Annotated in this window: 17 protein-coding genes; all 17 read right to left on the bottom strand. The window is 41.8% G+C overall.

The window, feature by feature from the left end; translation table 11 throughout:
* Positions 1-15: 15 nt before the first annotated feature.
* Positions 16-615 carry an SIS domain-containing protein gene (locus tag C2740_RS01730; RefSeq protein WP_215293697.1) on the bottom strand — a complete coding sequence of 200 codons (600 nt, stop codon included), beginning with the start codon at positions 613-615 and terminating at the stop codon, positions 16-18.
* A complete protein-coding gene (locus C2740_RS01725; RefSeq protein WP_256440745.1) occupies positions 612-1,325 on the bottom strand; it encodes a nucleotidyltransferase family protein in 714 nt (237 codons plus the stop codon). Before C2740_RS01725 ends, C2740_RS01730 begins: the two co-directional genes overlap by 4 nt.
* Positions 1,325-2,308 (bottom strand): GHMP kinase, encoded by a 984-nt coding sequence (locus C2740_RS01720; protein WP_215293695.1) that lies wholly within the window; start codon positions 2,306-2,308, stop codon positions 1,325-1,327. The genes C2740_RS01725 and C2740_RS01720 overlap by 1 nt, the downstream gene beginning before the upstream one ends.
* Positions 2,292-3,302 (bottom strand): Gfo/Idh/MocA family protein, encoded by a 1,011-nt coding sequence (locus C2740_RS01715; RefSeq protein ID WP_215293694.1) that lies wholly within the window; start codon positions 3,300-3,302, stop codon positions 2,292-2,294. The genes C2740_RS01720 and C2740_RS01715 overlap by 17 nt, the downstream gene beginning before the upstream one ends.
* A complete protein-coding gene (locus C2740_RS01710) occupies positions 3,299-4,165 on the bottom strand; it encodes an SDR family NAD(P)-dependent oxidoreductase (protein ID WP_215293693.1) in 867 nt (288 codons plus the stop codon). Before C2740_RS01710 ends, C2740_RS01715 begins: the two co-directional genes overlap by 4 nt.
* Before the next feature lie 15 nt (positions 4,166-4,180).
* Positions 4,181-5,479, bottom strand: a complete 1,299-nt coding sequence (locus C2740_RS01705; RefSeq protein ID WP_215293692.1) for a UDP-glucose/GDP-mannose dehydrogenase family protein — start codon at positions 5,477-5,479, stop codon at positions 4,181-4,183.
* The gene (locus C2740_RS01700; protein ID WP_215293691.1) at positions 5,476-6,441 is read right to left on the bottom strand and encodes an NAD-dependent epimerase/dehydratase family protein; all 966 of its coding nucleotides are present in this window, start codon (positions 6,439-6,441) and stop codon (positions 5,476-5,478) included. Before C2740_RS01700 ends, C2740_RS01705 begins: the two co-directional genes overlap by 4 nt.
* Positions 6,442-6,461: 20 nt before the next feature.
* Positions 6,462-7,232, bottom strand: coding sequence for a glycosyltransferase (locus tag C2740_RS01695; protein WP_215293690.1), 771 nt, complete (start codon positions 7,230-7,232; stop codon positions 6,462-6,464).
* Positions 7,217-8,926 carry a hypothetical protein gene (locus tag C2740_RS01690; protein ID WP_215293689.1) on the bottom strand — a complete coding sequence of 570 codons (1,710 nt, stop codon included), beginning with the start codon at positions 8,924-8,926 and terminating at the stop codon, positions 7,217-7,219. The genes C2740_RS01695 and C2740_RS01690 overlap by 16 nt, the downstream gene beginning before the upstream one ends.
* 64 nt (positions 8,927-8,990) lie before the next feature.
* A complete protein-coding gene (locus C2740_RS01685) occupies positions 8,991-10,025 on the bottom strand; it encodes a class II aldolase/adducin family protein (RefSeq protein ID WP_215293688.1) in 1,035 nt (344 codons plus the stop codon).
* The gene (locus C2740_RS01680; RefSeq protein ID WP_215293687.1) at positions 10,018-10,785 is read right to left on the bottom strand and encodes an HAD family hydrolase; all 768 of its coding nucleotides are present in this window, start codon (positions 10,783-10,785) and stop codon (positions 10,018-10,020) included. Before C2740_RS01680 ends, C2740_RS01685 begins: the two co-directional genes overlap by 8 nt.
* Positions 10,782-12,860 (bottom strand): uridine kinase, encoded by a 2,079-nt coding sequence (locus C2740_RS01675; RefSeq protein WP_215293686.1) that lies wholly within the window; start codon positions 12,858-12,860, stop codon positions 10,782-10,784. Before C2740_RS01675 ends, C2740_RS01680 begins: the two co-directional genes overlap by 4 nt.
* Before the next feature lie 7 nt (positions 12,861-12,867).
* Positions 12,868-13,476 carry a phosphatidylinositol-specific phospholipase C/glycerophosphodiester phosphodiesterase family protein gene (locus tag C2740_RS01670; protein WP_215293684.1) on the bottom strand — a complete coding sequence of 203 codons (609 nt, stop codon included), beginning with the start codon at positions 13,474-13,476 and terminating at the stop codon, positions 12,868-12,870.
* Positions 13,473-14,171, bottom strand: coding sequence for a glycosyltransferase family 2 protein (locus tag C2740_RS01665; protein ID WP_215293683.1), 699 nt, complete (start codon positions 14,169-14,171; stop codon positions 13,473-13,475). The genes C2740_RS01670 and C2740_RS01665 overlap by 4 nt, the downstream gene beginning before the upstream one ends.
* Positions 14,171-14,884, bottom strand: a complete 714-nt coding sequence (locus C2740_RS01660; protein WP_215293682.1) for a TylF/MycF/NovP-related O-methyltransferase — start codon at positions 14,882-14,884, stop codon at positions 14,171-14,173. The genes C2740_RS01665 and C2740_RS01660 overlap by 1 nt, the downstream gene beginning before the upstream one ends.
* Positions 14,874-15,260, bottom strand: a complete 387-nt coding sequence (locus tag C2740_RS01655; RefSeq protein ID WP_215293681.1) for a GtrA family protein — start codon at positions 15,258-15,260, stop codon at positions 14,874-14,876. Before C2740_RS01655 ends, C2740_RS01660 begins: the two co-directional genes overlap by 11 nt.
* Position 15,261: 1 nt before the next feature.
* Entirely contained in the window at positions 15,262-17,001 is a 1,740-nt protein-coding gene (locus tag C2740_RS01650; protein WP_215293680.1) for a hypothetical protein, read from the bottom strand.
* Position 17,002 lies beyond the last annotated feature (1 nt).

Genomic DNA, 17,002 nt, shown 5'->3' with positions numbered 1-17,002 from the left:
ATTAATATCTCCAGCTTATTTAGCCGTAGATTCCCATTTAGTTTGATTTGCTTTTAATTTAGGGTGTGAAACCAAGAGGTGCCAAACCACTGCCTGAAAGGCTTCTGAATGTGGGGTCACATTATCGGCATTCACCGTTGGAACAATCACGCAAGCATCGGCAACTTGTGCGGTATACCCCCCATCACGACCCACCACCCCGATTACTTTCGAGCCTACGGATTTGGCATACTTCAAAGCTTCAACTAAATTAGGGCTGATATTCTTTTCTAGATTGCCACCGCCAACAGAAAAAATGAACAGCATATCTTTAGGAGTAAGTTTGCTAACTTTGAGCCATTCAACAAAAATTGAAGCCCATCCCTCATCATTTGTGCGTGCAGTCAACTCTGATACGTTATCAGTAGGGGCATAAGATTCAATGCCAACAATTTTCCGAAAATCATTTACGGCATGTGAACAATTTCCCGCGCTACCTCCCACGCCTAAAAAAAAGATTCGGCCACCATCTGTTTTAACTTGAGCTAAAAGATCTGCCATTTTTTCAATTGCGGCCACATCCATCTTTTCGATGATCTCAACCGCTTCATTCAAATGTTGTTTTGCGTAACTCATAAAGTGCCCTTTGCTGTTTTTTCAAATAAATAGGCTTGGGTATCCGCAATTCCTTGGTGAGACCCAATTTCATAAAATCTCTCAAAAACTTCGTAGCCAGCCAACTCGCGGGCTAATGATAAATCATTATAAACTTTTGAAAGATCAAATGAGTGTCTAGCAGGGTAAGCTTGTAGTACCGCACTTTGTAGTATGCCCAAGCCATAATCGATATAATGCATTTGAGGTCGAATTACAGTCTTGTTATATTCAATAATTTGACCAGCATCGAACTCCACGTTGCTTTTATCCCACTGATTCTGATTCCTAAGTACAGTCATTAACCCCTTTTTTCCGCTAGCTACAAAAGTTTTTTCTACATCCGAAAAATCAATGGGTAGATAAGAGTCGCCGTATAGAATAAAAAAATGCTCCCCCAGTAACGGCAAGGCCTGTCTAAGTGCGCCTCCTGTCCCCAAGAGGACTGAACCATCTAGCGAGTAGGTAACATGCATATCCCATTGGGAGCCATTGCCAACAATTTCTTCAATCATTTCACCCAAATATCCAATACACAAAACTACCGAGTTAATACCCTGCTTACGAAGATATTCCAGTTGATGACAAATAAATGGCTTCCCAGCAACCTCAATGAGCGACTTGGGGATTTCTTCGGTTATGGGGCGTAGGCGGGTAGCCAAGCCACCAGCCAATATTGCAACCGGAAACATTAGGAGGACAACATCACTTTGGCACCTTCAAAATCAAATTTAAAGCGCACTTCTTCTAATCCAGCACCAGTCATTGTCTTACGTAATTGATTGCGGTCTTTTGCCATAAACATCAAAAAACCACCGCCACCAGCACCAACTAATTTTCCACCAATCGCACCGTTATCTATAGCCAGCTGATACCACTCATCAATCTTGGGATTACTCATGCCACCTGAGCGACGCTTTTTATGCTCCCAATGCTCATGCATGAGTTCACCAAATAACTTGGTATCCCCCTTTTCCAATGCCGCCTTACTTCTATATCCCAAATCTTTTACATAATGCAAATTAGCCATCATGTCAGCATCATTTTGCTGTGACTTTACTTTTTGATCTTTTAATATGCCACTAGCACTTCTTGAAAAACCGGTAAAAAAGAGAAGTAAATTGTCCTCAAGATCAAACATGGTCTCCATGCTAATCTTCAAAGGAGTGGCAGTGACTTTTCCATCCTTATGGAAAGTAAAACAAGTTAGACCCCCTACTGCCGCAATATACTGATCTTGCTTACCAATGGGCTCGCCAAGGCGATCAATCTCAATGTGACATGCCAGCTCGGCCAGCTCTTCTTGGTGAATATGGCGTTTACGATGGGTATAAAGCGCTTTGAGTAGGGCGGTAGTAAAGCTACCCGAAGAACCAAGACCCGTTCCCGCGGGAATATCTGCAAGTGTGGTGATTTCCACTTGCGGTGTACGAAAACCCATAATGTCCAAAGCCTCCCGAATAATCGGATGATGCACATCTGCAGTTTTCTCTACATGCTCTAGCTGACTGTATTTGAGATAAATACCTTCCGTAAAAGGCCGCATGACCGTTACATAGACATACTTATCAATTGCTGCTGCAATTAAAAAACCTTCATGGTCTTCATAATAGGAAGCCAGATCAGTTCCACCACCTCCTAAGGTAATGCGAAGTGGGCTACGCGCAATGATCATATCCAGAATCCTTGTAAATTTTTTCAATTATTTTTAGGGCTTGATAGGCATCATTTAGCCCAGCTGCAGGGGCGCGATCCAACTGAATATCTTCATAAAATTCAGCCATTTCAACCGCCCACGAATCATCACCCATGGGGTACTCCCACGACACGGTCTCAGGTGGGCCCATTTGGGGAAGCATTTTGTAATAGGTCAATTTCTCTAACCCATAGCTACCACCCAATCCAGATATATCTAATTTTCCATCCTTGCCATAAATCTCCATGGAAAAAAGATTTTTCCATTCTGTACATGAAGCATGTAAAAAAGCTACTTGCTTTTTGGGCGTCTTTAACAATACAAATCCATTGTCATCAACTGGCATATTCCAATAGTAGGTGTGGGCAAAACCATCAATTTCAGAAAAGTCACCTAAAAACCAACGCGAGAGATCTATTAAATGCGGGCCTTGGTCAATTAGCTCTCCTCCACCCGACAATTTAGGATCGGCACGCCATTCTTTGTCATAGCCCAAACGAGCGCCATGTCCATAGCGTGCACGTATAAACATTAACTCACCTAAAACACCAGAAATAACAAGCTCTTTGGATTTTCTTATTGCCCGATGGTAGCGGTGATTAAAGCCTACATGAACCTTGACACTGCTTTCCTGCAATGCCCATAAAATCGGTTCCAGCTCAGCACTGGTTCGTGCGGCTGGCTTTTCCACTAATACGTTTTTGCCAGAATTGACTGCTGCCAAAGTAATTTCTGCTAAAGAGTCGTGCAATGTAGAGATGATCACGATATCAACCTCATTCATAGCAATTAAATCTTGCCAATCGTTAAATGATTTAGCGTTAAAGCGATTGGCCAGAGCTGTAGCCCTATCAATAGCAATATCAGCACATGCAATTAACTTGCCACCAGATCCTAATGCATTAGCTCTTTTTTGACCTATTAGCCCGCACCCAATAATGCCCACCCCAAATACACGATTTTTTTCAGTCACTTGTCGCCCCAATCAATCTTGCGATCACGGCCAACAATTCTTCGTAGAGTGAACGCATCAGTCTTGTTAAGTTCAGATATATGGTTTGGCCACTCTTCCCAATTATCCCAAGCTGCGCTAATTAATTTTCCCGTAATACCATCACTGTGCGAAGAAGCTAAAAATAGCGCCAACTCTGCCGCACGGTCTATTGAAGCACCACCCGACTCTTTTTGCTTAAGGGACCTCTCATAAAAGTCTTTACCGACTGCTTCTGGGCCAGCCCTTAAAACTTCCTCGAGCATGCGGGTATTTAGTGCACCAGGAGCGAGTGCATTTACATCAATGCCAAATCCCCTAACCTCCTCAGCAAGGGTTTCCGCAAATCGCACTATCGCAGCTTTTGATACTGCATAAGCACTAATTTTTGGCAAAGGGTTGGTTGCGCCACCACCAGATAATTGAATAACTTTCCCATAACGCTGTTTCTTAAAATGAGGCATTAATTCCCGGCACATCAATACAGATCCGCACACATTGATCTCAATAGCTTTAATCCATTCAGCCCAATCTACGTCCTCAACATTACCCTTGGGTCCATATATTCCTGCGTTATTTACCAGGATATGACATGCTCCTAATTGCCTGAGTGTTGACTCAACTACATCACTTACTTCTTTTTCTTTTGAAATATCTACCTGCTGTGCAAGAATAATTTGACCATCAGCAATATGTTGTTTTATTTCTTTTAGAGCGCTATCCAATAAAACCCCATTGCGGGCGCACAGCATTAAATTTGCTCCAGCAGCGGCATATTTCTTGGCAATTTCCAAACCAAGACCTTGATTAGCGCCAGTAATAACGGCTACCTTATTCGTTAACATTTTTTTATTCCACTCTTAGTTTGCTTGTCTTGAGCCGACAGATAAATATGACATAGTCGTCCCTCTAAGGCTTTCTAATAAATGGCGATTAGCATCAATTATCAATAAATTAGATTTTGCGAACTTGGTCAATCGGCGTGCCTCATCTTTAAATTCAGGCCACTCCGTTCCCACTACCAAGACCTGGATGTCATCTAGATTCTCGTTGGCGCTCATGCATTTCATGACTCGATTAGCCCAGTTGATTGGCAACTCTTTAACAGCAGGGTCATAAACTTGTATCTGAGCACCATGCTCAAGCAACCAATCCACTAGCTCTACACTAAGAGATCTTCGCAAAGTATCAGTGCCAGCTTTGTATGTGAGCCCCCATATTGCGACCCGAATATCGCTAAGATCTCGGAAACATTCAAGCAACTTGCGCTGTACCCATTTTTTATGAGCATCATTACTCGGGCGAACAGAAGATAGCAAAGGTGTTGAGAGTTGTCGTTCTTGGCTGATTTTCCCCAGAAATTCAATATCTCGCGCTAAGGTACCTCCTGCAAAAGGTCCTCCAGGTGACAAATAGGCCTTAGGTCCAATACGACTTTCTGATTTAAGTCCTCGCTCAACCTCCTTAGCATCTGCACCAACTAGCTCACAAATAGCCGCAATTTCATTAGCAAAAGTTACTGATGTAGCGAGGAAGGCATTAATCGCATGCTTAGTCATTTCGGCAGACTCAATGGACATCCACTCGATTTTTTCAGTAATTGGTGATAACAATTTCTCTAAGGCCACTCGATCATCAGTAGTGCGAGTGCCAACGATAATTCTATCTGGATGTAGAAAAACATTTAGAGCCTTTCCAAGCCTTAGATTCTCGGGGCAACTTGCAAATGAGATGCGTTTATTAGGAACGATCTCCTTGGAAAAGTTTTCTAAGGTAGCTATTGAACCTACTGGCAACTGGGAAGACACCAATACCAAGGCGCCGTCCGAAAGAAGCATCACTGCAGATTTAACTTCATTTAACACAAAATTAATATCCGCTACATCATCGTCATCTACTGGAGTATCAAACGTCACCCACAGAAGCTCTGCGTCCTTGCATGCGTTTGCCATATCGCTCGTAAATCGCAGTCTACCTCTCTGAATGCCTTCAGCGAGGAGGGGATTTAGATCAGGCTCAAAAAGTGGAGCCTCGCCTTCATTTAAAGAAGAAATCACTGTTTGGTCAGAATCAAGCCCTACTACCTCATGCCCAAGAGATGCCAGGCATGCTGCTGTCACTGAGCCTAAGTGCCAAAGGCCCTGAACGCATACCCTCATTGCCCACCCCTAGTATCGAATACCCATTCATTATTTTTTAGGTATTGAACAGTCCGTATTACACCCTGCTCAATATCGAACTTTGGCCTCCAACCTAGCGCTTGAATTTTTTTTGTATCTAAGAAAATAAATGGGTTATCTCCTATCCAACCACGATCACCGCCAGAATAATCAAGCCGTGGGCTAACGCCTAATTCTTGGCAAATCCAGCCAATGGAATCATTAACCTCAACATAGCCGTCTACACCTAAATTAAAGATATTAACCTTTTCATCAGCTTTTTCAACGGCTAGCATAATGGCATCAATACAGTCCTGAACATAAAGATATGACTTTCGTTGTTTCCCATTACCCAAAACCGCCAAACAAGATGGGTCTTTTTTTAGTTTTTGATAAAAATCGAAAATATGTCCGTGAGTGTAACGCTCACCCAGAATAGATACAAATCTAAAAATCCATGATTGGAATCCAAACCCTTCGCAATATGCCGAGATTAAACCCTCGCATGCAGCTTTGGACGCGCCATACAAAGATGTTTGAATTGGAAATGGGCCATCTTCAGGCGTAGGTATTACGGGTGATTCACCATATACAGAACCAGTTGAAGAAAAAGCAATTTTCTTAATTCCATTTGAACGCATAGCCTCAAGAACATTATAAGTGGCGATGGTATTTTGCTCCAAGTCCTTGCGCGGGTGATCTGTACCAAAGCGAACATCAGCATTAGCGGAAAGATGAAATACAAACTCACAACCCTTAATTGAAAGTTTTAGACCATCTAAATCCAAGAGATCTAAATTCACTAATCTAAAGTTACACCGCAACGAAGCTTCCTCAAGAAAGCGGTTTTGACCAGTGGAAAAATTATCTATGCCAATAACATCATGGCCATTTTTTAATAACCTATCAATCAGATTACTACCGATAAACCCAGCGCATCCAGTAACTGCGAATATAGTCATTCAATAACCTTTAAAATTATTTATTTGAGTTTAATTGTTTTAGATCCAAATTTTGGAAAAAAAGCCTTCGCCAAGCAAACAGTAAGACTAAAAACCATCCCATATATTCTGTAATCAAAGCGCAAACTAGAATCTCTAAAGGCGCGAAACCTCTGATACCAAGTTTTTACTCTGGTAAACCTATCAAATGCTGATGATTTTCCATTTAAATCATACCTAACAACAGAAATATCGATTTTTTGATGCTTTATTTCTGAATAAAGTCTCAATAAATGGGCAAAATCTGCACCTAAGCCAAAACTTAAATCAAAGCTATCGATCAAATCTCTTCTATAAAAAATTGTTTGATGATTAATCATTCCTCTAAATAGCTGTTTAAGAGTTAAATTCTGATCCACCACCCTTCCTAAATCCGTCGAAAAGTTGCAATACAAAAAATTATATTTTTCTTTTTCAGATACTAGGTATTGTAAAATTTCCTTTGATGATTCAAGCGCAACATCGCCGCTATTTAAGAACCAAATCCAATCTCCTTTAGCATATTTAATACCCTTATTCATGGCATCATAAATACCAAGATCTTTTTCCGATATAACCAAGGAAAATAAATCTCTTTTGCTTCCCAATCTCGATAAACTATCATCAGAAGATAATCCATCAACTAGGATTAATTCAATATTTAATTGACCTAAAAACTCTAAAATTGAATCGACTGTTTTTACAAGGCCACCGCCCGAATTATAGTTAATAGTAACTATAGAAAGGGTGGGGTCAGTTAATTGCTGATACATTTTTCTAAATCAACGATTGAATAAATCTGATAGCCTGAGTTGTCATAAGATTTCTTGCAATTTTGAAATCCGCTAACGTTCTCCGGGTACAACACAACCCAATCTAATCTGTGGACTTTTGACATTTTTACAAAATCGTTAGGCGTTAAACCATTATAAAAAAAAGAGTACTTATCTCCGATCCAACCTCCGGGGAGATTTTCTATATCCTTAATGCGCCCATTAATATTTGCATTGCGATAATCCCATTCTGAAAAATATTTTTCAGAGAAAGGAAATCCATTTCCAAAAAAAATAGCTCGTTTAGTAATTAGAGGGAACTCTACCCGAGGAGCAAAAAATGGTAAAGCAAAAACATCATCCATCTTGGAGTAATTTTCTGCGAAATTCCCTAAATCCACCCCACTTTTATCTGGAAAAATTATTTGATAGGAATTTTTTGAGGTGGAATACAGCAGAATTGAAATTATAATTCCAATTAAAATAACGCCAAAAATATATGTAGGGATAGCTATTATTTTTTGTGAAAGTAAATCTAAATATCTCTCGGTCGCTTTGGGTAGACGACTGTAAAGAAGGGCTATTGTTGTCAATAGAAAGGATACTAAAAGCCATGGGCCAAACATTGAAAATCTTGAAGGCCCTATTTGTGCAATTATTTTAATTGGATAGATTTCTACAAACGCGTACTGACAAAAAATTGCGCCGGAATAGACCAGTAGAGCCGTAATTGCATTTTTCCATGCATGTGACTTCAACTTATATAGTACACATGACAAAATAAACAACCCGATGCAAATAATTGAAAATGATTTTTGCCAGGGATATGGGCTTAAGGAGCCAAATTTTGATGGTATGTAGTGGCCAGAATGGGCTTCGAGTGCGTAAATTTTAGCAAAGTCAGAGGCGCCGATATTTACATTACCCCCACCAAAGAAATAAGTAGCACATAACGAGGCTACCAATGTAGGCATAAAGATTTTTGTCAATAAGTCAATATTATGACTTAATTTAATCCAATCAAAAATTAATAATCCAAAATAGATTGCGAAGAAAATTGTGGCTGCAGGGTGAATAATCCCCCCCCAAAAAAACAAAAATCCGCATAAGAATCTTTTATTAAGGCTATAAAGCCAAGATGAAAATAAGCATATTAACAACGAAAAATTCTGCGGTGTTGCATCAAAACTTAAGGGCGGCCACCATGCAACGCTTAGCTTTAAACCTAATGAGCCTTGCAATAGAAAAATAATTGCCGGAATAATAAGGGCAAGAACACCTAGTTGAACCTTAAAATAATTATCTAGCCAATAAAATTTGGGATTCCGTAGACTAAAGATTGCGATATAAATTAAAACCATGCACCACAGTGCTGGCAAAAATGCGAGGAGAACCCCCTTAATAACTGCTAGCCCCCCTCCTAAGCCAAACGGAACCAAGCTCGTAACGCCAGATAGCAAAAAAGTATATGGGAAACGCGGGGTTATTACTGAGCTAGCATTAGTAAAGAAATCAGAAGTGAGGCACGCGCTATCGAGCATTCTGCATACAGCCGGCAAATTATCCGTTGATGGCCAAGTTATTGCGCTAGTTTGGAAATTGCTTAATAAAATTAAGCCTGCCGAAATAAATCCAGACATCAAAACTAACTTAATATTTAAATTATGCTCTTTAGAAACTTGAATTTGTTTCATAGCCCCAACGATATTTTTTCAATTAGACACTCTTATTAAAAAAGAGAAATGTTAACTTTTTTTGTCACTTAGCCATTTTTTGCCTCAGTTTCTCAGCATCCCAATTGAGTAGAGCGTAGATGGATTTCTCATCAAGCGGATCTAATAGAGCTGATGGCAATATCCTGCTAATGACATCGTAATAACACAATAACTGCGCAGTTTTAGCTTGATTAAAGCTTGGTTTTATAAAAACTCCTGTATTTTGAATAAAGATTAGTTCGGGTTTTTTAGCATTATTTTTCTCCTGCCTCTCAAAAGTCCGGCAAGATTCATAGGTGAATGCTCTCGGACCCAAAAATACAGCATGGTCCGGATATAAAACCCAATCAGAGTGCAAACGCTTATAAAGATCAGGATTAAGGGCTAGTGCTTGCACTTGCTCATCCGCAAAAGGGATATATTCCTCTGATACGCTCAAATGGTGGGGAAATGCGTGACTTGTATTTGATGGTGTCTGTTTTGGGATACAGATTGTATTGATCGATTCAAGAAGCGTATAAATTGCATCGATTGATTCTGCCCCAATCACAATGCCATGATTTTTGAGAAGCACAACATTAGCAGCTGTATTGGCTTGAAGTGTTTGATAAATAGTTTGAGCTAATTCTGGGCCAGGCTTACGATATGGAACAAAGATGCTAATAACTTGATGCATATTGGCAGAGGACATAAAGAGCTGTTGCAGTGATTTTTTACAATCTTTCGCAACTAAATAACTGAGTGCATCAACGGCATGTAGATGAACTACTATTTTTTGCGGCATCAATGCATGCAAAACAGTTTCAATCGAAGGGCTGAGTTTTTGCCTTTCCTGATCGCCTAATATTTGGGGTTTAATTTCAAAGTTTTCTTGAGACAGGGCATTTTGCAGATGGTATAAATCAACCGGCACAAAGATATTCTCCTTGTCTGCATTAGCTAGCCATGTGCCCGACCCCTTTACCCAAAGAACTCCATTTTCTTTCCAGGAGACATTTCCACCGGCGCCTTGCACTAGTAATTGATCTTTACCTAGATCGGCACAAAACTGACTAATAGCTTTGTGGTTATTATCCATATGAGGCTAATTTATTACTAGCGAGCTTTGCAAGCAGTTGTCGCAATTCTTTAAATTCCTTAAAATTCGCATCAGGAGTATTAGGTCCTTCCCCTATTTCTACCCCTTCATGTACCTTTTGTAGTGTGACGGCATTGATCTTTTCTTTGCCCCCCCGAATATCGTTAATGGGATTATCACCAACCATCCAAATACAGTCGCCCTTAGGTTGCATTTTCTCTAAAGCGATTTGAAAGGGGGCCTCATGGGGCTTATCAAAGCCCGCCTCCTCACTGGTTACAATGAAATTGAAATAATGATCTAGACCAAAGTACACCACCTTACGAAACTGAATCTGTGCTGTCAGATCAGTTACGATTGCTGTCGGTATGCCAAGTAGGCGTAAGTCGTCTAGCACCTCCTTTACATCATCAAAGAGGATGGCATTAGCCAAGAAGGTGCGCCAGTAGGTTTGCTCAAAATCCAAGGCCAGCAGCACTTGGGATCCCAGCCCCATGATCTCTAACATGCGCTGTAAGTAGAGTAGACGACTATGCGATGAGGCGGTATGACCTAAGCGAGTTTTAATTTGTTTTCGCCCTTCTTTAAAGGCGACATCAAAATCCTTTGCGCTAATCGAGAAGGTACTCATCACTTTTTCTTTAACCGCCTGCTGAGCGGCAGCATGTGCTGGATCATAGGGGTAAAGGGTGTTATCGGTATCAAAGAGCACCGCATCAGGTAAGCGCGTAAAGCGACTTTGGTCGGTAATTTGGATCATATAAATCTTCTAGTCAGCGCTTGGTTGATATGAGATATGGTAATGAGCTGCATCAGACCTAATACCCCATTTTGCCATTGAGGCTGGAGATCCAAGAACTCGAAGATTTGAGGGCAAATCAACCTTGCAGCCATTTGAATGTCCTGAGCAGAGGTTTCGCCCTCAATACTGAGTTCCACTTCAGAGACATCGGCATTAGTGTTCATATCCACATGCAGGCCACAGACGCCTATCAGCACCCTTTTAAGTGAAATCTCATTAAATCCATGACGGGATTTGACAACCAGTTTTAAACGTGGTGGGTTAGATTCATTGGCATTATTCAGAGCACTTGGGTTAATTGGGCGAAGACTAAAAATCAAGTCCGCAAAAGCGACTTGAGGTCTGATGAATTTCTCAGAATCAGGCTTGCGCTTTGCCAAGGCATTTAGCACCCGCTCAATGGTATAACCGCGTGTATTTACATCCCTTTGGACCTTGAAGTAGGTACGTAAGCCTTCATCGATATCCAGGTAAATGCTCAGGTCATAACACTCGCGCAAGATAGGAAGATAGAGAGCATGCAGTCCACTAGCAATAATGATGTCATTGCTTTGGATAGTAAATGGCCTGCCCATCTTGCCGGTATCGTGGTCATAGTGACTGGCTTGTACTGATCTGCCATCTGTAAGAGAAACTAAATTTTTAGCAAAACTCTCTAAATCATTTGCGGCTGGATTGATGTGCGTCATCACTTGCCACATTGGTTGATGGCGATCCCAGAGGTGATAGTCATCCCCAGAAATAGCTGCCACCGAGTGGGAGCCAAAGAGGCCGCTAATAGCATTAGCAAAAGTATCTTTGCCGGCGCCCGAGTCGCCAGCAATACCAATCACAAAAGGCTTGCGACTCAGGCGAAAGAAATCATTGCGAATCACGGTCTCGCGCCAAATCCGAATGGCTAAAACAATTCCTGTGGCTACTAAGGCTGTATGGGTGAGTGAGGCTAGGCGAGAATTAATCCACTCGGCATTAATGATCTGTTGGCCTGCATTAGCGTGAAGTCCTAACGCCTGCATCACTAAATCGATCTGTTGGCTACCCACAAATAACAGCGCGCTGAAGACATAAAGCGCAGAAAAAATCGAGGTGATATAGAAGGCTGCCCGATCGCCGGATACTTGATAAGAGACGAGTAAAGGCAAGATCCAGATAAACCAACCCGGTGAAGCCGGTGTTAATAACACCACCAATAAAAAGGCCGTGCCCAAGATGGCATTAAAGAGCTCAAAGTTCATGCGCTTGACTCTCCAAGCGGCATAGAGCATCAGCAAGTAGGCCAGCGGCACTAAATACACTGAGGTATTGCGTACTAGACTAATCGAGAGCTGGTAAATCTTTTCTACTTCGGGGTTATTCGCCAGCATGCTCAGACCAGCTTGAGAGAACAGAAAGGGTAAGAAGAAAATTGCTAATCCAAGCGCGAGACCAGCCAGATATTGACTGAAAATTTGGCGAAGATTGCGATTATGAAACAGATAAATCAGAAAGAAAGGCAAGCTCAAAATCATACTGAGCTTTGCTGAGATAGCGGCTACTAACACCACGCCCGAGAACAACAAGCGTTGACCCCTGAGAAGGTAAATCGCACTCATCAATAAAAACACCGGAATGATGTCGTTATAGCCCAGCCAGTAGCTAGCAATGAGACTAATCGGAGAGAGCCAGTAGATTGCGAGTAAGACCCAGTCTTTGGGATTGAGTAACTTACGGAGGATTAAAAGCAAACCAAAATCAGCGGCAATCAAACTCGCGCCATAACCATAGGCCAGGGGAATGGAAAGTAACTTACAAACCAAGCTAAAGGGCAAGAGAAAAAGCCACATGGCATAGCCATAAGGAAAAGCGGCTGCGGCACCTCCTTGACTCAACCATGCTTGCCAAGGATCTAAGCTAAAAGTACTGATGCTATTACTCAGAAACGGGACAAACCATTGACCAACGGGTGTGGGCAACACCAGCACTAATAATGCTAAACGCAGGAGAAGCCCTATTAAAAAGAGGGGGCTTTGGCAGTAGGCAAGTAATTTTTTCATCAGTAACTTAGACGGCGTTCTGTAGGCGCTCTTTCCAGAGCTCAGGTTGCTTTGTGCAAATAGCTTCGGGCTTAATCGAGCACTCACGCAGTAAATTGGCAAGTAGGGGAATTTCCACCTCAGCAGGGCGACCCTGCAGTTCTGGAGAAACCAGGCACAACTTAAAGCCAGCCTCGAGCAAGCGCTTGGCATCGTTACCCGTGAGCGGGAAGTGGGTAAAGCAGTCAACCCAGACCCAGTCAATTTTTCCGGCGAGGGTAAGTGCAGTTTCGATGGACTCAAATTCGGAGACGCGCACAGCACAGTTGCGCTCACCCAACTTGGACCACTTAATCAGAAACGGGAAGGATTGATCTAGGAAAAAATAATCTGTGATGTGGTGTTGCTGCATCAGTTCAATTAAACAGGCCTCTAGACCTTCTTCTTTGACATTGAGAATCAGGGTGCCATGGTGGTAGTGCTTGAGCCATGCCTCAAAGTCTTCCCCAGAAGCAAAGGGGTCATGGTGAATGATCAGCTTCCCATCATTAGAGCGAACGTCGACCTCGACACCGAAATCCCTTGGGGTCGCCTTTAATTCTTCGATTGTGTTGCGCCGATGAGCAATGAACTTCATTGAGACAGCCTTTTTTTCAGTTCAAAGCTAAAGTCGATGGTTCTGCGGATAAATTTCCATTTTCCTGCCCAATTGACATTCCAATGAGAGACCCCATGGGCCCTCTCTCCAAATTCTACGGGAAAGCGGTAAACCGGCAAGCCTTTATGGCGCGCTGTGAAATACACATACAAATCTAGGGAAAAATCATGCGGGGGATTTACCCAACTCTCAAAGAATGACCTGGAGAATATATTGGGTTGAGCGTTGATGTCCCATAAACGGGTGCGCAGCAAAAGAGTTTCAAAGATGCTCATTCCCACGGTAAATGCAACATCTGTTAACGGGCGCTTAATTCGCCTACCTTTCACAAAAATGGTTTCTCCATAGCGATTAAAAAGCTCTAAACATCTAAGGACATCTTTGGGATCAGTCTGCAGGTCTGCATGCGTCCAGGCAAGAATGTTCCCCTGAGCCGCCATTAATCCATACAAAATACCAAATCCATAACCCTGATTAACTGACACGCGTACAGTACGACAGTGTGGATAACTTGGAAGCAATCTTTTAAGCACCTCAGATGTGCCATCTGTCGAACCATTGTCTACAATAATAACTTCTATATCGCCATTCAATCGAAGTGGTTGACAAGCCTCCAATAGCAATGGCAAATTGGCTTCTTCGTTATAGCAAGGAATAACCAATGAAAGTTTCATTATATTTTCTTTGAAACAACATAGACCACACCACCCATTCCGTAATTAAACACATGTCTGACATTTATTCCTCCTTGAGAAACAAACTCATTGAATGCTCGCGCCACACCTCGAGCTTCACTTCCTCGATAAGAATAATAATCATCGAGTACAATAAAGGTGCCCTCTTGCAAGGTTGGAATGCAAAATGCAAGCGCCTCATTAGCGCTTGAGTAAGTATCACTATCAATAAAAATGATACGTGATTTATCTATTCCCATCCGATGGGATCCGACTTTTAAAGAATCACTAAAAAAGCCAGGAATCAATTTAAATTCAATACCTTGCGCTATACGCTGCACGCGATTATTAACAGCCGAGAGGCTGGTAGAAAAATTTTCATCGGTATAGAAGGGGTGCTCGTCATCCTCATTTAAGTCTCCAAATCCTGAAAATGAGTCAAAACCAAAAAATTTTGTTTTAAGTGTATTTGGGTTTATCTTTGCCAATTTTTTACAACAACGGATCGAGTGACAAAAGGAGCTTCCAGTAAAAACCCCGAATTCAAGATAATCACCCTCAATATTTTCAATCGCAGAAAGGTAGTGCACTTTTTTCAACACATGATACTTTTCTAAATTATGAACAATTGCAGGATTTAAGCCGGCAATAATTGCTGAGGCCCAATCCTGAAGGAATTCTAGTTTTGAAATAAATCCAAATTTACTTGCCATTTTTTATCCCATTGAATACAAAAAATTTTAATCCGAGGAAATTATTTACTACAGCAAAGACTGCACCAAAGATCCAACTTATCTGAAAGTCTAAACCTACTTTTTTATTCATAACCTCAATTATTAGACTCATACCCACCCCGCCAATTGCATACACCAAAGCAAAACTAATTACATTTTTCATTCTAATATCAAACCGTTCATCAAAAACCCAAGTTCGCCCAAAATGATAAGAAAAAAATAGGCCGATTAAATAGCCTATTGTTGAAGCTAAAAACAGGGACATGCCAACTGAAAAGAAAATGAAATAAAAAGCAAAATTTAATATATTCGATCCAGCCCCTATAAATAAATATCTCCCCAATCCCTTTGCCATTTCATTCCGCTTGCATAATCGGCATCCGTGGAATTCTTGGAGAATACCTTTGATTCAGAAGTTCTAAAGCATTCACATTAACTCGAAGATCATTTTCAAGTCGATAGGGGTGATGAGGCCATTTATGAAAGCAAGACTGCCAGTACTCAAAGGTCTTGAGATCGTTTGGGGTGCCCCAAGATATAAAGCTATCGACTTCCAGTAGATAACAACGCAGACCCAAGGCAATCGCATCATTAATACATGAGTCTAAGTAGAACTCGCCATTAATCCGCCCATTACGCGCAATCAGCGTATCGATTGCCCGCCGTGCATCACCAGCGTTTTTAAAGGTAAAAGTGCCAATCACGATCGGGTCTGTTGCTGGTAAGGCTAAAGGGGTTTTGACAGAGATGTTCGCAATCAAGCCATGAGCATCTGCATCAATCCAACCAAACATCTGCGGCTTACGCACCGCATTGATATGACCACGCACACCCCAGACGATGACATCTACTTCGGGATTGCCTAACAGTGCTTCATAGGCACTCTGATCAAAGAGTGCGCCGTTATCACAGGCCCCAAAGGTGATTGGATTTATAGGTGTAATGGGCTCAAGAGCGCCGTTAGCTAATTGGGTATCGGCTTTAGACATATGGCTTTCTAGCGCATCTAGACCAATGAGCGCAGTACAAGCTTGCCCTTCGGTCACGCCAGGAACGCGCGTCAGAATCGAATTGGGAAATTGCTGTTTGATCGACGTTTCGATATCAGCCAAGCCTGGCATATCAGCTCGCAAAATGACTGACTTGTATTGTGCTTTGGGTAAATCATCAATGGCCTGAATCACCATTGCTTTACCAAAGACTGGGATGAGCGGTTTAGCGAGGGTGTAACCTTCTTCTACAAAGCGCTTTCCCATACCCGCCATTGGAATAATCAGTGAACCAGCAGGCTTACTTACTTGCTCAGAATGTAATAATCTCTTAAAAGTATTTGACCAAGCGTTGTATTCCTCCAAGTCATCTGGTGTTCCCCATTGCATAAAGTGCTGTAGCGGATACACAGCAATTTTTTTACCTTGGGCCAGCATGGGTTTATAAGCTAAGCTGACATAGAACTCCCCGCCAATATTGAGATTCTGATCCATGGTTTGCTCAAACGCATCACTCATGATCTTGGCACTAGCAAAGTAATACGTTCCGCTAGAGGCGTATTCTTCCATGCGATTGTCAGTAAAGGGCTGCTTTTCTTGAATATCCAATAACCAGCCACTTTCTTTGCCGGGAATGGTGCTGGACACCTCTTTCATATAGGCATAGTTGGTGGTGCCAAGAGTATGGGGATGAAAGCCTTTATATGCAGGAATGGCGCCAGCACATTGTGTTTGAGCGACAAACACTTTGAAGTGATCCCAATCCCAATAGCAGGTGAAATCGCAGTAATTAACTAATACAGGGCGAGTTGGGTCTAATAGATGTTCTATTTGGCGCACAGCATAGATAGGGCCAAGCTTATGTGCCGGAATGCTAACAATACGACCAGTAGGGCACAAATTCTTCAGAATTTGCTCGATGCGGTAGTCGGTATTCGCTAAGTGATCTTCATTGCAAATAAATGTGAAATCGGTCTCGCCTGGAAATAGATCAATCACATGACCGATAATGGGCTTACCATCAACCTCAATTAGGGGCTTAGGAATAACATAACCAGCGCGTCGAAAGCGCTCACCAAAGCCAGACATTGGAATAACGATCTGCATA

Source organism: Polynucleobacter sp. MG-5-Ahmo-C2, from assembly GCF_018687735.1.
In the GTDB taxonomy this organism is placed as follows: Bacteria; Pseudomonadota; Gammaproteobacteria; order Burkholderiales; family Burkholderiaceae; genus Polynucleobacter.
Note: the sequence above shows the minus strand (reverse complement) of the source record. Positions and strands in the feature narration are given on the sequence as shown.